11 protein-coding genes and 2 rRNA genes are annotated in these 16,575 nt (G+C 71.2%); 6 read left to right on the top strand and 7 right to left on the bottom strand.

All coding sequences use genetic code 11. The features are described 5' to 3' along the window. Together LY40_RS25165 and rrf are read left to right on the top strand one after the other, a co-directional pair. Window positions 1-124: ribosomal RNA gene (locus LY40_RS25165) — 23S ribosomal RNA — on the top strand; the annotation flags it as partial. A 103-nt stretch (window positions 125-227) separates the two neighbouring features. Further along, window positions 228-344, top strand: a 5S ribosomal RNA gene (rrf, locus tag LY40_RS25160). A 363-nt stretch (window positions 345-707) separates the two neighbouring features. Here the strand turns inward: rrf and hisS are convergent. From hisS to LY40_RS25135, 5 genes are all read right to left on the bottom strand, one after another. Further along, on the bottom strand, window positions 708-1,982 hold the full coding sequence (gene hisS, locus LY40_RS25155; protein ID WP_258938350.1) for a histidine--tRNA ligase: 1,275 nt from the start codon (window positions 1,980-1,982) through the stop codon (window positions 708-710). Window positions 1,983-2,029: 47 nt separating this feature from the next. Continuing rightward, window positions 2,030-3,565, bottom strand: coding sequence for an MFS transporter (locus LY40_RS25150; protein WP_258938349.1), 1,536 nt, complete (start codon window positions 3,563-3,565; stop codon window positions 2,030-2,032). Next, window positions 3,562-4,236: an LppX_LprAFG lipoprotein gene (locus LY40_RS25145; protein WP_183779379.1), complete on the bottom strand. Its 675-nt coding sequence runs from the start codon at window positions 4,234-4,236 to the stop codon at window positions 3,562-3,564. The genes LY40_RS25150 and LY40_RS25145 overlap by 4 nt, the downstream gene beginning before the upstream one ends. A gap of 197 nt (window positions 4,237-4,433) precedes the next feature. Beyond that, window positions 4,434-4,886: a flavodoxin family protein gene (locus LY40_RS25140; protein WP_183779377.1), complete on the bottom strand. Its 453-nt coding sequence runs from the start codon at window positions 4,884-4,886 to the stop codon at window positions 4,434-4,436. A gap of 6 nt (window positions 4,887-4,892) precedes the next feature. Then, window positions 4,893-6,596, bottom strand: a complete 1,704-nt coding sequence (locus LY40_RS25135; RefSeq protein WP_258938366.1) for a phospho-sugar mutase — start codon at window positions 6,594-6,596, stop codon at window positions 4,893-4,895. A gap of 99 nt (window positions 6,597-6,695) precedes the next feature. On the opposite strand from LY40_RS25135, the gene LY40_RS25130 reads away from it, so the two are divergent. Next, on the top strand, window positions 6,696-8,099 hold the full coding sequence (locus tag LY40_RS25130; protein WP_258938348.1) for a PucR family transcriptional regulator: 1,404 nt from the start codon (window positions 6,696-6,698) through the stop codon (window positions 8,097-8,099). Window positions 8,100-8,580: 481 nt separating this feature from the next. Here LY40_RS25130 and LY40_RS25125 read toward each other — a convergent pair whose 3' ends face one another. Beyond that, entirely contained in the window at window positions 8,581-9,399 is an 819-nt protein-coding gene (locus LY40_RS25125; protein WP_183779372.1) for a purine-nucleoside phosphorylase, read from the bottom strand. Window positions 9,400-9,487: 88 nt separating this feature from the next. Then, window positions 9,488-11,236, bottom strand: a complete 1,749-nt coding sequence (locus LY40_RS25120) for a serine/threonine-protein kinase (protein ID WP_183779370.1) — start codon at window positions 11,234-11,236, stop codon at window positions 9,488-9,490. Window positions 11,237-11,348: 112 nt separating this feature from the next. Between LY40_RS25120 and LY40_RS25115 the strand changes: the two genes are divergently transcribed. From LY40_RS25115 to meaB, 3 genes are read left to right on the top strand one after another with little or no spacing between them, the layout of a single operon-like run. Continuing rightward, a complete protein-coding gene (locus LY40_RS25115; protein ID WP_258938347.1) occupies window positions 11,349-13,352 on the top strand; it encodes a methylmalonyl-CoA mutase family protein in 2,004 nt (667 codons plus the stop codon). Continuing rightward, on the top strand, window positions 13,349-15,523 hold the full coding sequence (gene scpA / locus LY40_RS25110; RefSeq protein WP_258938346.1) for a methylmalonyl-CoA mutase: 2,175 nt from the start codon (window positions 13,349-13,351) through the stop codon (window positions 15,521-15,523). Before LY40_RS25115 ends, scpA begins: the two co-directional genes overlap by 4 nt. Beyond that, window positions 15,523-16,539, top strand: a complete 1,017-nt coding sequence (gene meaB, locus LY40_RS25105) for a methylmalonyl Co-A mutase-associated GTPase MeaB (RefSeq protein WP_258938345.1) — start codon at window positions 15,523-15,525, stop codon at window positions 16,537-16,539. The genes scpA and meaB overlap by 1 nt, the downstream gene beginning before the upstream one ends. Window positions 16,540-16,575 lie beyond the last annotated feature (36 nt).

Raw genomic sequence — 16,575 nt, 5'->3', positions numbered from 1 at the left:
ATGAGGTCTCCCACCCGTGATGGGTTAAGGCCCCCAAGAGATGATTGGGTTGATAGGCCAGACATGGAAGCGCAGTAATGTGTGTTTGAGTGGACTGGTACTAATCGGCCGAGGACTTGCCTACAAAGGTTGCTACGCACCCACTCTACGATCCTGAAACACCACACCACCCCACACACGTGGGTTGTGTGTGGGGAGACAACAGTCAGTGTGTTGTTTCGTAGTGTTTCGGTGGTGATAGCGGTAGGGGTACGCCCGGTCCCATTCCGAACCCGGAAGCTAAGCCTGCCAGCGCCGATGGTACTGCATCCGAAGGGGTGTGGGAGAGTAGGACACCGCCGAACTTAACATCAAAAAGAGAAGTGGACGGGCCTCTCGGCTCGAGTCCCCCAGCCGGGGATTCGCCGAGGGGCCCGCCCAATTTTTTCGTGCCCACCACTTTTTCGCGTCCACCCCCCCTTTTTTTGTGTTGTGTCCACACCGTTGTCACACCAGCCCTTCTTTTTTGACGGTAACCCCCTTTTCAGGTGCGGGTGGCGACGTTCGTGTTCTTCCCGGTGAAAGGAATTGTCGAGAGCACGAGAGGCACGACAAACAGGGGTGCGCGACAAATAGGTGCGCGACAGAGAAGCAGGGTGGTGCACGAAAGAATTGGGGGCGTGACTCTGTGAGTCACGCCCCCAATGTCGTTGAGGTACCGGTGTCGGTCAGTCGTCGCGGAGGGGCCGTTCCTCCAGAGCGCCGGCGTCGGCGTCGGCGCGCAGGTGCACGAATGCCGTGAAGCCGGCGGCTTCCATGCGCTTGAGCTGCGCGGCGAACTTGCCGCTGCGGCCGACGGGCGCGACCGACCGGTCCCCGCCACGCAGTTCCCGCGCGGTCGCCAGCACCGTCGATGCCGGCACCTCGTTGTCGTAGAGCACCGCGAGCCGCTCCCGGGCAGGTGGTTCCGACAACAGGTCGACGATCCGCTCGAAACCGATCGAGAACCCGCACGCGGGAACGTCGGTCCCCAGCGACCGGCCGATGAGGTTGTCGTAGCGGCCACCGCCCGCCACCGAACCGGCGGCGCCGGGGGCCGTCACTTCGAAGATGTGCCCGGTGTAATAGCCCATGCCGCGCACGAGCGTCGGATCGAACTCCCACGACACCGAGTTCTGGGCGCCGATGTCGGACAGGCACGTCGCGGTCGTGGCCAGGTCGTCGAGCACGACCTCCGGCAGACTCGGCAGCACGTCGGCGAGTGTCGCGGCCAGCTTGTCGCCGGGCACTTCGCCGAGCGCCTCGATGCGGTCACGGGCGGCCGAGACGACCTCGGAGCCGAAACCGCGCTTCTCCAGTTCGCCGGCGACGCCGTGCCATCCGATCTTGTCCAGCTTGTCGAGCGTGATGAAGAAGCCGTCCTGCTCCTCGGCAGGCACCCCGGCTTCGGTGGCCAGCGTCGACAGGAACCGGCGATCGGAGATCCGCACCGTCGTGCCGGTGAGGCCCACGCGGTTGAGCGCCTGTGTGGTGGCTTCGATCAGTTCGGCCTCGGCGAGCATCCCCGGTTCGCCCACCATGTCGATGTCGCACTGGTAGAACTGGCGATACCGGCCCTTCTGCGGCCGTTCGGCACGCCACACCGGTCCGAACTGGAACGAACGGAACGGCGTCGGCAGCTCGCCGCGGTGCTGGCCGTAGAACCGGGCCAGCGGAACCGTCAGGTCGTAGCGCAGGCCCATGTCGACCAGGTCGGCGAGCTCGGTGTCGGCCTCGACGCGCTCGGGCAGTCCGCGGCGCAGCACCTGGAAGATCATCTTCTCGTTCTCGCCGCCCTGGCCGCCGGAGAGTCGCTCGATGCGCTCCAGGGCAGGCGTCTCGATGCGCTGGTAGCCGTAGCGCCCGTACACCTCGGTGATCGTCGACAGCACATGGTCGCGCACCGCCACCGCAGCAGGAAGCAGGTCACGGGTTCCCCTCGCGGGGCTGTTGTCGATCTTCACCAGGACAGTCCTTGAACTCGGAAACGGGCGTCGAATACCCGCCGAGTCTATCGAGCGCGTCGTGGGCCGGTGAGCAGGGCGAGACCCGCGCCCACGAGGCAGACGATCGCGGTGATCGCGAAGATCTCCGTGTACTGGGTGAGCATCGCGTCCTGGAGCCGGTCCGCGTATTCGGCTGCGGCCCTGTCGAACGCCGCATCGTTCGGATAGAGCATCGGCAGCGGCGTCTGGAGGTCCGCGGTCAGGCTGTGGAACCGGTGCAGTCCCCACGCCGACAGCGCCGAGATGCCGACGAGCATGCCGGTCATCCGCGCCACGACCACCGCCGCCGACGCCATGCCGTGTTGGCCGGCCGGCACGACCCGCAGCACGACCGCCGACAACGGTGCGATGACGAGTCCGAGGCCGATGCCGACGAGGATCAGATCGGTGTCCAGCCGAGGCAGTGTCAGCGGGCCGAGCTCGTGCGGAGTGGACAGCACCTCGGCGGGCCAGTGCGACATCAGCAGGAACCCGCAGGCGGCGATGAGCAGGCCCGCGGCCGCAACCCAGCGTTCCGCCATCCGGTTCGCCAGCAGACCGCCGATCACCGCCCCCACCGGCAGCGCGATGAGGAACCGCAGCAGCAACAACACTGCGCCGTGGTCGCGTTCGCCGAGCAGCGTCTGGGCGAACAGTTCGACGTCGACCAGCGTCACCATGAGCGCCGCGCCCGCCGCCAGGCTCGCGCCGAGGGCGGCGAAGAACGGCCGGAGCTGCACGTTCGCGGTGTCGAGCAGCCGGGTGCGGGCCGTGACCTCCCACCCGACGAACGCCACGAACGCCGCGGCCGCGGCGATCAGCGTCGCTGGACCCCAGCTCGGCAGGACCTGTTCCTGCGGCTCCGGGTTGTACAGCGCGACGACCAGCAGTCCCAGCGCCACCGCCAGCAGGCTCGCACCGACGACGTCGGCCTTCTGCCGCTGGGAGGGACGTCCGCCCTGGATCGACAGGTGCACCACGACCATCGCCAGCAGCGCCAACGGCACGTTCACCCAGAACACGGCCCGCCAGCCCGCGAGACCGGCCAGCGCGATGCCGTACACCGGGCCGAGGACACTGCCCAGTTCCTGCGCACCGCCGACCGCGCCGAGCACGGCGGCCCGCCGGCGCTGCGACCACAGGTCGGCCGCCAGCGCGAGCGTGACCGGCAGCAGCGCACCGCCCGCGATGCCCAGCACCACGCGTCCCGTCACCAGGAGCGGGACCGACTCGGCCGCTGCCGTCAGCACCGATCCGGCGAGGAACACCGTCAGGCACGTCTGCAACAGCGCCTTGCGGCCGAACCGGTCCGACGCCTGGCCGAGGAGCGGCATCGCGGCGACGTAGCCGAGCAGATAGCCCGTGACGATCGGAGTGACCCGCTCGATGCGGTTCAGCGGGACCTGCAGGTCCTCGACGATCTGCCGCAGCAGACCGAGGACGACGTACGTGTCCAGCGCGCCGAGCAGCACCGCGAGGCCGCCGGCGCTGATCGCGAGGCGGCGCGAGCGGGCGGCGGCGCCGGTTCCGGCGCCGGTGCCGGTGGTGTCGGGGGAGGTCACTGCGGAGGCTCGACGGTGACCGGCTCGTTCACGTCGGACAGGCTGATGTCGACGGAGGCATCATCGGAGAACGTCGCCGTGGCCTTGACCGGAAGGCGGGACTGGTCGTCGCGGATCCAGAACGCCACGTCGGCCGCCGACGGCACACCGGGCAGCACCTCCGAGAGCACGTTCCGCGGGAGCTTTCCCTCGACCTTGAAGGCCTCGGCGCCTGCGACCTCCTCCTTGGCGGTGGTCTCGGGGTCCTCGAGGCTGGAGACGAGCTTGGCGACGCCGCGGTCCGGGTCGAGCACCGCCGACGGGTCGTAGATGCTCGACACCATCGACGCGGGCAGTTGCTGGTAGCCGCCGGTCGGCCCTTTGACGTGCAGGGAGTCGGAGGTGAGGACGAAGTCGATCTCCACCAGCTGGCCCGCCTGCGTGATCGTTCCGCTGCCCTCGGCCTCGCCGTCGGCGGTCAGGTCGCCGTCGAGGGACTGGAGCATGAGGCCCTGGATGTTGCCGTTGACCTGGATGGCGAAATGTGTGCTGTCGATGTCGGCGGTGGCGCCTGCGGCGTCGTCGACGAGCGTCGCCGCGTCGGGGAGCGATTCGTCGGAGGCGGAGGAACATCCGCCGGCGGTGACGGCCGCGGCGACCAGTGCCCCGGCGAGCAGTCGACGTGTGCGCATGCCGATGAAAATACTGGGCGCGGAGCGCCACCTTTTGGGCGGTGGTGGGCGAGGGGCTGGCCGTACTGCGACGCGAAGCGTCACCGGGTTGGTTGACGCTTGGTGGCTCGGAGTTCTTACAGCGCGTGAGCGGCTCGCAGGGTGGAACTGCCCCAAGGGCACAAACCTGTTGGGCTGACTGTTGGGCTGAGTGGCGGTCACTCCATGAGGTTGGCGGCCGAGGTGGCGCCGAGTTCCCAGCAGGCGGAGATGTCGTCCTTGCCGGGCTCGCCCACGACGGTCACGGGAGCGGTCGCCTGCTGCCAGCCCAGGCCCGTCGTCACGGTCGTGATGGCCTTCTGCGCACCTTCGACACCCTCGTTGCCGTGCACGTAGTACCCGAACGGCAGGCTGCGCGTGGCGTCGAGGCACGGGTAGTAGACGGTGTCGAAGAAGTGCTTCAGCGCGCCCGACATGTATCCCAGGTTGGCGGGTGTGCCGAGCACGATCCCGTCGGCGGCGAGCACGTCGGACGCGGTCGCCGACAGCGCAGGCCTGCGCACGACGTCGACGCCCTCGATCTCGGGGTCGGTCGCCCCGGACACGACCGCCTCGAACATCGCCTGCAGGCTCGGCGACGGCGTGTGGTGAACGATCAGCAGCGTGGCCACGGCGTCTCAGGGTGCCTCGGCCGGTGCGGACTCGGCAAGCACGCGGTCGAGGTCGCCGCGCAGTGTGTCGAGCCGTTCCGCGGCGCGGCTGCGGGCGGCGGCGAGGTCGCCGCCCGGCTGTTCGGTCACCTCGAGGTACGCCTTGAGCTTCGGTTCCGTGCCGGACGGCCGCAGCAACACCCGGACGCCGTCGCCGCGCAGGCGCAGCACGTCGGCCTCCGGCAGCAGGTCCTCGGCCGTGACAGTGACGCCGCCCAGTTCGGTGGGCGGTGCCGTGCGCAGCCTGGTCATGAGTTCGGCGCGCGCGGTCAGGTCGGCGATGCGCAGCGACACCTGGTCGGTGGCATGCACGCCGTGGCGCTCGGCGAGGCCGTCGAGCACGTCCAGCACCGTGCGCCCTTCCGCCTTCAGCGTGGCGACCACGTCGCACGCGACGAGCGCCGCGGAGATGCCGTCCTTGTCGCGCACGACGTCCGGCGCGACGCACAGCCCGAGCGCCTCCTCATAGGCGAACACCAGGCCCTCGCCCGCGCGCGCGAGCCATTTGAAACCGGTCAACGTCTCGGCGTACCGGGCGCCGTGGGCACGCGCGATCTCGCCCAGCAGCGACGACGACACGATCGTCGTGGCCACCAACGGCGAGTCGGACTCGGTGACGGTGCCGTCCTCCTCGACGATCAGCTCACCGGACCCACTCCCGCCGACGTGATCGAGGCCGGACAGCACGTGTTCGCCGAGTACGACGCCGGTGTCGTCGCCACGGAGCATCCGCCATGCACCGTCACGTCCGGGGACACCGAGGGCGCACCGGTCGGCGTCCGGGTCGAGTGCGATCGCCAGGTCGGCGTCCACCTCGGCGGCAAGCCCCAGCAGCCCGTCGGTGGCGCCGGGCTCCTCCGGGTTGGGGAACGCGACGGTCGGGAAGTCGGGGTCCGGCGCGCGCTGCGTGTCGACCAGGTGGACGTCGGTGAATCCGGCGCCGCGCAGTGCATCCTCCAGGACGTCGGCGCCGACGCCGTGCAGTGCCGTCGCGGCGATCCGCACGTCCCGCGTCCGCCCGCGCGGCAGCGTCGTCGTCGCGGCGAGGTAGGCGTCGAGCACGTCGACCGTCGTCGCGCCGCCGGCCCGGGGTACCTGCCGGGCAGGAGGGGACGCCTCGATGACCGCTTCGATCCGCTGGTCGGCAGGGGGCACGATCTGAACGCCCGTGTGGTCGTAGAGCTTGTAGCCGTTGTCGTCGGGCGGGTTGTGCGAGGCCGTGATCTGAATGCCTGCGGCCGCACCGAGGTGTCCGACCGCGAACGCCAGCAGCGGCGTCGGCAGCGGCGAGGGCAGTACCGACACGGCGAATCCGGCGGCCGACAGCACCTCGGCCGCCGCGGTGGCGAACCCGTCCGACCCGTGGCGGGCGTCCCTGCCGATCACGACGGTCCCACCCGCGTGACCGGAGTCGGCCAGCCACCGTGCGACACCCGCGGTGGTCCGGACCACGACGGCGGTGTTCATGCCGTTCGGTCCCGCCCTGACCGGACCGCGCAGTCCTGCGGTGCCGAACGCGAGCGGGCCCGCCATCCGATCGGCGAGGTCGGCGACCGCCGCCGTATCACCGGCCATGGCGCGTGCGAGTACGGTCTGCAGTTCTTCCCTCGCCGACTGATCGGGGTCGTCGGCGATCCATCGGTACGCGGCGTCGCGCAGGTCGGGCGTCAGTCTGGTGGGTTCTGTGGACTCGGGCACCGGACCATGTTGTCAGGCGATGGCGGGCCTCGATAGCTTTGCCTTGCCTGAGCCGAGTGGGGGTGGCCTGCAGTGTTGTCCAGTGCCGCGCTGGTCGGTCCGGCCGCGCGGGAGGAGCTGGCGCGGATGGCGCCGGCGTTCCGCGAGCAGGCCGGGGCGGTGGCCCAGCGGATCATCGAGCAGATCCAGTACACGATCCCGGAGTACCAGCGGCCGTTGGAGGGCGTGTTCGGCAAGGCCGTCCGTGACGGTGTCGAACAGGGCGTCGTCGACTTCCTCGACCGGCTGCTCGGCAACGTGCCCGTCGACGACCGCACGGACGAGGTGTTCCGCCAGCTCGGCAGATTCGAGGTCGCCGAGGGCCGCGGGCTTGAGGTGCTGCACTCGGCGTTCCGGTTGGGTGTGCGTGTCGGGTGGAAGCGGCTCGCGGAGATCGGTCTCGACGCCGGGCTGCAGGTCGAGACCATGTGTGAGCTGGCGGCAGCGTTGTTCGCGTACATGGACGAGCTGTCCGAGCTCTCCCACGAGGGCTACACCGCGGCGCAGCGGCGTGCGGCGGGCGCGCTCGAACGCAGGCGCAAACGATTGCTCGAGGTGCTCGTGGCGGAGCCGCCCGCGCCGCGGGACGTGCTCGACGAGCTGGCGGGCGCGGCTGCGTGGCCGCTGCCGCAGCGGCTGGCCGTCGCTGTCGTCGACCCGCAGGGCGACGGTCCGGCAGGCTATCCCGAGCTGCCCGACGACGTGCTCGTCGACCTCGAAGGCGATGTGCCGTGCGTGGTGCTGCCGTGGCGCGAGGCGGCCGGCGACGGGCCGGGCGAGGGCGGGCTTGCCTACGCCGCGCTGCGCGGCAGGCGCGCGGTCGTCGGGCCGCCCGTACCGGTGGAGGAGGCTGCGCATTCGCTGCGGTGGGCACGCCGCCTGGCCGAGTTGCGTGCGACCGGCGTCGTTGCCGCACCGGCACCGGCAGCCACCCCGGCACCCACTCCGGCCGGCGTCGCATCCGATGGCGCAGCCCCCGATGACGCAGCCCTCGTCGACGCCGCATCCGTTGAAGCCGCATCCGCTGACACCGCATCCGTTGAAACCCTGCGCGCCGATGCCGTGTTCGACGGGCCCTCGCCCGCCGGCGCCGACGACGTGCTGCGTGCCGACGAGCATCTGCTCACGCTGTGGCTGCTGAGCGATCCGCCGTTGGCGCGGCTGCTCAGCGACAAGGCCGTCGCGCCGCTCGACGGGTTCAACGTGCGCCATCGCGAGCGGCTCGCCGAGACGCTGCTGGCCTGGATCCAGCGGCGCGGCAGCGCCCCGGACATCGCGGCGCAGCTCAACATCCATCCGCAGACCGTGCGTTACCGCATGCACCAGCTCGAGGAACGCTACGGTGACCGGCTCTACGACCCCGACGGGCGCGTGTGGATCGCCACCGGGCTGCTGGCGCGGAACCTGCTCCGCAAGCAGGACGCCGCGCAAGTGTGACTGTCCGTGCACGGCGGTGGGGTCACGTCAGCGCGCGGAACGTGGCGTGCAGCACACTCCCACCTGGTGGCCGGCCATGTCGTGACCGAGGCAGACCAGTGAAAGCGGACATCGCCCGCATGCCGGTGAGCAACGGGCACCGCCGTTTTGTCAGCGCGGTGACAACCGCCTTGGTGCCGCCGTTCGGCTACTCGAACGGGTTATTGTCGGGCGCCACCCCGACGGGGGAGATTGACACCGGCTCGAGTTGGTTCGGCTCGCGAACCGCCCGGTGCGGCGTGCGACGACGGTGTCGCCGCCTCGGTCACCGGGTGCCGAGGTTCGCGGGGACATCATTCCCAGGAAAGGACCCTCGATGACGCGCAGGGAAGTCACGGACGTGCCGATCATCACCGGCACCATCACGTCGAAGTAGTCGCCGACCGGCGCACCTCGTCCGCCGGTCGGCGTCAGGCCCCGTGGGTGCCGGGCCCGGCCGGTGTCAGGCCCTCGCGGCGAGGTCGCGCAGCAGCGATCCCATGCGTTCGGCCGCGGCCCTGCCCGCCTCGATGACCTCCTCGTGGCTGAGCGGTTCGCCCGTGATTCCGGCCGCCAGATTCGTCACCAGCGACAGCCCGAAGACCTCCAGCCCCGCAGCCCGTGCCGCGATCGCCTCGAGCACGGTCGACATGCCGACCAGGTCGGCGCCGAGGGTGCGCAGCATGCGGATCTCGGCGGGCGTCTCGAAATGCGGTCCCGGCATCGCCGCGTACACGCCTTCGGCCAGTGACGGGTCGATCGACGACGCCACCTCGCGCAGCCTGCTCGAGTACAGATCGGTCAGGTCGACGAAGTTCGCGCCCACGATCGGCGACGTGGCCGTCATGTTCAGGTGATCGGAGATCATCACCGGCTGACCGACCTCGAAACCCTGCCGCAGCCCGCCCGCGGCGTTGGTCAGCAGCACGGTCTTCACGCCTGCCGCCGCGGCGGTGCGGATGCCGTGCACGACATTGGCCACGCCGCGGCCCTCGTACAGGTGCGTGCGGCCGAGCAGCACCAGCGCCCGGTTGTCACCGAGCGACACCGAACGCGCGGTGCTGCCGTGCCCCACGGCGCCGGGCTTGGCGAACCCGGGCAGGTCGCCCAGTTCGACCTCGGCGTCGGGCGCGCCGATGACGTCGGCGGCCGGCCGCCAGCCCGAGCCCAGCACGATCGCGATGTCGTGCCGCTCGGTCCCGGTGCGCTCGGCGAGAACGGAGGCGGCCTGCCGGGCCGTCTCGTGGGCCTGATCGGTGGGGGAAGCGTTCGAATCCGTCACGACCGCGCAGGTTACTGCAGGCCCGCACCCTTCCGTGGCGGGAACGCCGGACCCGGCCGGCTCTCGTGGGAGCGCGCGTCCGCCGTCGTCAGTCCGTCTGCCGGAACGTCGGGACGATGCGCTCGAACAGGTGCTGCCTGCCCAGCCGTTCCTGGTCCACCGGGACGGTCACGGCCACCACCCACAGGCCGGTGCTGGTGGGGAACACGTCGGCGGTGGTGCTGCGGTTGATCGCGCGGCCGTCCTCACCGGAGTCCTCGTCGCGGCCGCCGCGTTCGGCGGTGCGGTAGGTGATGCGCAGGCCCTCACCGTCGTGGATGTTCTCCTGCTGCACGAGCGTGAAGTCCGAGCCGGTCCACGACTCGCGCAGCCGGCCAACGTACTGCTCGGCGCCCAGATCCTCGCCCGCGAACCGTTCCACGCCGAGCGTCCGCGCGCCGTCGGCCGAGACGAATTGGATGTGCGTGCTGGTGGGCAGCGTGTCGGCGGGCCGCTGGGTGACGAACCGTTTCCAGTCGGAGGGCACCCGGACGGTGAACAGTCCGCCCTTCGCGCCGCGCATGTTGGTGGCGTCGCCGTGGCGCAGCTGCAGCGGCTGTGGCGTGGCGGACTCGGGCCCTTCGGCGGTGCGCTCGGGCTGCGCCCCTTCGGCCGGAGGGGCGAGCGACTGTCCCGAAACGGTGCGTACCAGCAGGAACCCGCCCGCGACGGCCAGCAGGAACACCGCGATGACCGCCGCCGAGATCAGCACGAGCCGCCTGCGCGAGGCGGGTTCCGGCTCGGCGGCATGGCTCGGGCCCGTCGACGGCGCGAACGGCAGCGGCCCCGGATCTGCGGCCAGCTCACCCGAACCGCCCGACTCGGACCCGTCGGTCGCGGTCGTCTCCGGCGCAGGTTCGGCGTCCTGCGCGGCCGGCAGCCGCGGGATGATCTGCGTGGCGCCCGGGTCGTGTCCGCCGCCGGCCTCCGTGTCGTCGAACAGCGACGCGGGGAACACGTCCTCCCGGTGCGGGGGCAGCATCGGCCGCAACCTGCGGCGCACCTCGGCGAGGGGTGTGCGTGCGCTCGGCTCCTTGGCCATCAGTCCTTGGATGACGACGGCGAGCGGGCCGGGCGACGGGGTCGGCGGGGTGCCCCGCACGACCTCGGTCACGGTGGCGAGCGGGTCGCCGCCCTCGTCGTAGGGCGGTCGTCCCTCCGTGGCGGCGAACAGTGTCGCGCCGAGTCCCCACAGGTCGGCCGCGTAGGTGACGGCTCCGCCCGAGGCGACCTCCGGTGCGATGAACGCGGGGGAGCCGAGCATCATCCCGGTGTGGGTCATCGTCACTTCGGAGACGTTGCGGGCGATACCGAAGTCCGTCAGCTTGATCCGGCCGTCGTCGGCGATGAGCACGTTGCCCGGTTTGACGTCGCGGTGGGTGATGCCCGCCGCGTGGGCCGCCTCCAGTGCCGCCGCGACGGCCTCGGCGACCGTCACCGCCTGCGCCGTGGTGAGCCGCTGGCGATCGCTGTCGAGGATCGAGGCCAGGCTTCGTGAGGGAAGCAGCTCCATGACGACGTACGGATCGTGGCCCTCGCGGACGACGTCGTGCAGCACCACGACGTTGGGGTGCGACAGCGCCGCGATCGCACGCGCCTCGCGCAGCGTGCGTTCGCGCAGCTCGGCGAGTTGTTCGGCGGGCACGCCCGGCGGGACGTGCACCTCCTTCAGCGCGACCTGCCGTTGCAGGAACTCGTCGTGAGCCACCCAGACCGTGCCCATCGAGCCGGCACCGAGCACGGAGTCGAGTCGGTAGCGGCCTGCGACGACACGCGGCTGGTCTGCGGACACGTACACATTCTGTCGGGTGTCGGCGTTCGCGGGTGGCCGGGTACCCGCCCGCCCGCGGGGCCGGGTCGCGATCAGCCTCACACTTGACGGACCGCCGTGGGTCCTACCATCACTCGGTATGACGGAAGTGGCAGGAACGCCAGGTGCGGGCGGCCCGGAATCCCGGCAGACCGGTTCGGTCGGCGGTGCGGCCGCGGCCCCGAGCCTGTCGCTCGCGGCCGAGTTCGACACCCCCGACCACGAGACCTGGCAGCGGCTCGTCGCGGGCGTGCTCGGCAAGACCGGTGCGCTGCCCGAGGGCTTCGACGGCGCGCCGGAGAGCCTGCTGACCACCACGACCTACGACGGCATCGAGATCCAGCCGCTGTACACGGCGCGTGACGAAGCGCCGGACGCGGGCTTTCCCGGGCTGCCGTCGTTCGTGCGCGGCCGCCGCCCCGAGGGCAATGCGGCCGCCGGATGGGACGTCCGGTCCCGTCACGGACACGGCGACGCGGCCGCGGTCAACCGCGAACTGCTCGCAGACCTGGAGAATGGCGTCACCTCGGTGTGGCTGCGCGCGGGCCGCGGGGGCGTGCCCGTGGAGTCGCTGGCCGACGCGTTGCACGAGGTGCGGCTCGACCTGGCGCCGGTGACGCTCGACGCGGGCGCGGACTACGTGGCCGCGGCCGACGCGCTGCTGGCCGTCCACGCCGAACACGGGGTGCCCGACGCCGAAGTCGGAGGTACGCTCGGCGTCGACCCGATCGGCCTGCACGCGCGCACGGGCACCGCCCACGACCTGACGCCGGCCGCCCAGCTCGCCGCGCGCGTCGCGGCACGGCACCCGCTGCTGCGCACCGTCGTCGCCGACGGGCTGCCGTTCCACGAGGCGGGCGGATCCGACGCCCAGGAACTCGGCGCGACGATCGCCGCGGGCGTCGCCTACCTGCGCGCGCTGGTCGACGGGGGGCTCGACGTCGAGGCGGCCGCCGCACAGCTGGAGTTCCGTCTCGCCGCGACGGCCGACCAGTTCCTGACGATCGCGAAGCTGCGCGCCGCCCGCAGGCTGTGGGCGCGGGTCGCCGAGGTGTCGGGCGTGACCGGTGCCGGCGCCGCCATGCGCCAGCACGCGGTCACCTCGCCCGCGATGGTCACCCGGCGCGATCCGTGGGTGAACATGCTGCGCACGACGATCGCCGGGTTCGCGGCGGGCGCGGGCGGGGCCGACGCCGTCACGGTGCTGCCGTTCGACGAGGCGCTGGGCAGGCCCGAGGAGCTGTCGCTGCGCATCGCGCGCAACACCCAGGCGATCCTGCTCGACGAGACCAGGCTGGCGGGCGTCGTGGACCCGGCGGGCGGGTCCTGGTACGTCGAGAAACTCACCGACGAACTGGCCCGGGCCGCGTGGCGCGAGTTCACCGCCATCGAACGGGCGGGCGGCGTCGTCGCGGAGCTGACCTCCGGTGCGCTCGCGGCGCGCCTCGCCGAAACTCGCGGCGCCCGGTCGGAGCGGATCGCGACGCGCAAGGACCCGATCACCGGCGTCAGCGAGTTCCCGCTCGCCGACGAGCAGCTCCTCGAACGCCGTCCCGCCGAACCGGACGGGCTCGATGGCGGACTGCCGCGCCTGCGCTACGCGCAGGAGTTCGAGGCGCTGCGCGACCGCGCCGACGCTCACCTCGCCGCCACCGGCTCGCGGCCGGCGGTCTTTCTCGCCACGCTCGGCACGCTGGCCCAGCACACGGCGCGCGCCACGTTCACCGCGAACTTTCTGCAGGCCGGCGGCATCGAGCCCGTCAACCCCGGCGAGACCGGCTCCGCAGCCGACCTCGTCGCGCGGTTCCGCGAGAGCGGAGCCGCCGTGGCATGCCTGTGCGGCCCGGACACCGGCTACGCCGAGCAAGCCGCCGACGTCGTCGCGGCCCTGCGCGAGGCCGGTGCCACCGAGGTGTGGCTCGCGGGCAAGGCACCCGACGACGTGACCGTCGACGGCACCGTCCACTCCGGATGCAACGCGCTGGCGGCGCTCACCCGCATCCTCGACACGCTCGGCGTCGACGGGCAGGGCAGCGGTGAACAGGACCGCGGTGAGCGGGGCCGTGACAGCCAGGGAGCCGACGAGCAGGGAGCCGCCCGATGAGCATCCCCGACTTCTCCGACGTCGACCTCGGCAGGCCCGCGGCCGGTGACCGCGAGCGCTGGGCCGAGGCGCTGCAGTCGGCCACCGGCAAGGGCTCGGACGCGCTCGAATGGGAAACACCCGAGGGCATCGGCGTCAAACCGCTCTACACGGCCGACGATCTGTCCGATGTGGACTTCCTGAACACGTATCCCGGTTCGGCGCCGTTCCTGCGGGGCCCGTACCCGACCATGTACGTCAACCAGCCGTGGACCGTCCGGCAGTACGCCGGCTTCTCCACCGCCGCCGAGTCCAACGCCTTCTACCGCCGCAACCTCGCGGCCGGCCAAAAAGGACTGTCGGTGGCGTTCGATCTCGCCACCCACCGCGGCTACGACTCCGACCACCCGCGCGTGGCCGGTGACGTCGGTATGGCGGGCGTGGCGATCGACTCGATCTACGACATGCGCCAGCTGTTCGACGGCATCCCGCTGGACAAGATGTCGGTGTCGATGACCATGAACGGCGCCGTGCTGCCGGTGATGGCGCTCTACATCGTCGCCGCGGAGGAACAGGGCGTCGCGCCGGAGAAACTGGCGGGGACCATCCAGAACGACATCCTCAAAGAGTTCATGGTCCGCAACACCTACATCTACCCGCCGCAGCCGTCGATGCGGATCATCTCCGACATCTTCGCCTACACCTCGCAGCGGATGCCGCGGTTCAACTCGATCTCGATCTCCGGTTATCACATGCAGGAGGCCGGAGCGACCGCCGACCTCGAGCTGGCGTACACGCTGGCCGACGGCGTCGAATACCTGCGCGCGGGCGAGGGCGCGGGCCTGGACATCGACGCGTTCGCGCCGCGGCTGTCGTTCTTCTGGGCCATCGGCATGAACTTCTTCATGGAGGTCGCCAAGCTCCGTGCGGCACGTCTGCTGTGGGCCAAGCTCGTCAAGCGGTTCGGCGCGCAGAACCCGAAGTCGCTGTCGCTGCGCACGCACTCGCAGACCTCGGGCTGGTCGCTGACCGCACAGGACGTCTACAACAACGTCGTGCGCACGTGCGTCGAGGCGATGGCCGCCACGCAGGGGCACACGCAGTCGCTGCACACCAACGCGCTCGACGAGGCGCTCGCCCTGCCGACGGACTTCTCCGCGCGCATCGCCCGCAACACGCAGCTGGTGCTGCAGCAGGAGTCGGGAACCACCCGCGTCATCGATCCGTGGGGCGGCAGCGCGTTCGTCGAGAAGCTGACCTACGACCTCGCCCGCCGCGCGTGGGCGCACATCGAGGAGGTCGAGGCCGCGGGCGGCATGGCCAAGGCCATCGACGCCGGCATCCCGAAGCTGCGCATCGAGGAGGCCGCCGCGCGCACGCAGGCGCGCATCGACTCCGGCCGCCAGCCCGTCATCGGTGTCAACAAGTACCGTCCCGAGGCCGACGAGCAGATCGACGTGCTCAAGGTCGACAACGCCGAGGTCCGCGCGCAGCAGCTGGAGAAGTTGGAGCGGCTGCGGGCCGAACGCGACTCCGGCGCTGTCGAGGAGACGCTGCGCAGGCTCACCGCGGCGGCGGAGGGGACGGGGAACCTGCTCGAACTCGCCGTCGACGCGGCCCGCGCCAAGGCCACCGTCGGCGAGATCTCCGAGGCACTCGAGAAGGCGTGGGGACGTCACGCCGGGCAGATTCGTACGATCTCGGGTGTGTACCGCGACGAGGTCGGCAAGACCCAGGGCGACGGCGGCATCGACACCGCACGGGAGCGGGTCGACGCCTTCGCCGAGCAGGAGGGGCGCCGCCCGCGCATCCTCGTGGCCAAGATGGGCCAGGACGGCCACGACCGCGGACAGAAGGTGATCGCCTCGGCGTTCGCGGACGTCGGGTTCGACGTCGACGTCGGCCCGCTGTTCTCCACGCCCGCCGAAGTGGCGGCCCAGGCGGTCGAGGCGGACGTGCACGTCGTCGGCGTCTCGTCGCTCGCGGCGGGCCACCTCTCGCTCGTGCCCGCACTGCGGTCCGAGCTGGCCGCGCTCGACAGGGAGGACATCCTCGTCGTGTGCGGCGGGGTCATCCCGCCGCAGGACTACGACGAACTCCGCGCCGCGGGCGCCGCCGCGATCTTCGGTCCCGGCACCGTCATCGCCGACGCCGCGCTCGACCTGCTCGACCAGCTGGAGCAGGACGGATAGTGCCGCGCCGCAACGCCGTCGACGTCGCCGCGTACGCGAAAGGCGTGCGCGCCGGCGACCGCGGCATGCTGTCGCGGGCGATCACGCTCGTCGAATCGTCGAAACCCGAACACCGGCAGCAGGCACAGGAACTGCTCGTCGAGCTGCTGCCGCACGCAGGCGGTGCCCGGCGGATCGGCATCACCGGCGTCCCCGGCGCCGGCAAGTCGACCTTCATCGACCAGCTCGGCACGCAGCTGACCGAGGCGGGACATCGCATCGGCGTGCTCGCGGTGGACCCGTCGTCCACCCGGACCGGCGGGTCGATCCTCGGTGACAAGACCCGCATGGCACGGCTGGCCGTCGACCCGTCGGCGTTCATCCGCCCTTCGCCGACGTCCGGCACGCTCGGCGGCGTCGCCCGCGCCACCCGCGAGACGATCGCGCTGATGGAGGCGGCGGGCTTCGACGTCGTGCTCGTCGAGACAGTCGGCGTCGGCCAGTCCGAGGTCACCGTCGCGGGCATGGTCGACTGCTTCCTGCTGCTCACCCTCGCCCGCACCGGGGACCAGCTGCAGGGCATCAAGAAGGGCGTGCTCGAACTCGCCGACGTCATCGCGGTCAACAAGGCCGACGGCGAACACGCCCACGACGCCCGCCGCGCCGCCCGCGAACTGTCCGGTGCGCTGCGCATGCTCTACGGCGCCGACGCGACCTGGACTCCGCCGGTGCTGACCTGCAGCGGCCTCACCGGTGAGGGACTCGACGAGGTGTGGGGCAAGATCGGCGAGCACCGCGCCGCGCTCGAAGCCACCGGTGAACTGGAGGCCAAGCGCACCCGCCAGCGCATCGACTGGACGTGGGCGATGGTGCGCGACCAGCTGCTCGACCGTCTCGCCGAGGACTCCGGCGTGCAGGAGGTCGCGGGCGAGGTCGAACGCGGTGTCCGCGACGGCACCCTGACCGCGACACTCGCCGCGGAACGGATCCTTGCCGCGTTCGGGTACGGCTTCGGCGACACACCGAGTGGGGGCTGACCACCCCGCGGATTCGGCGGCAGACTGACGGTGATG

Source organism: Prauserella salsuginis (genome assembly GCF_024648885.1).
In the GTDB taxonomy this organism is placed as follows: Bacteria; Actinomycetota; Actinomycetes; order Mycobacteriales; family Pseudonocardiaceae; genus Prauserella; species Prauserella salsuginis.
Note: the sequence above shows the minus strand (reverse complement) of the source record. Positions and strands in the feature narration are given on the sequence as shown.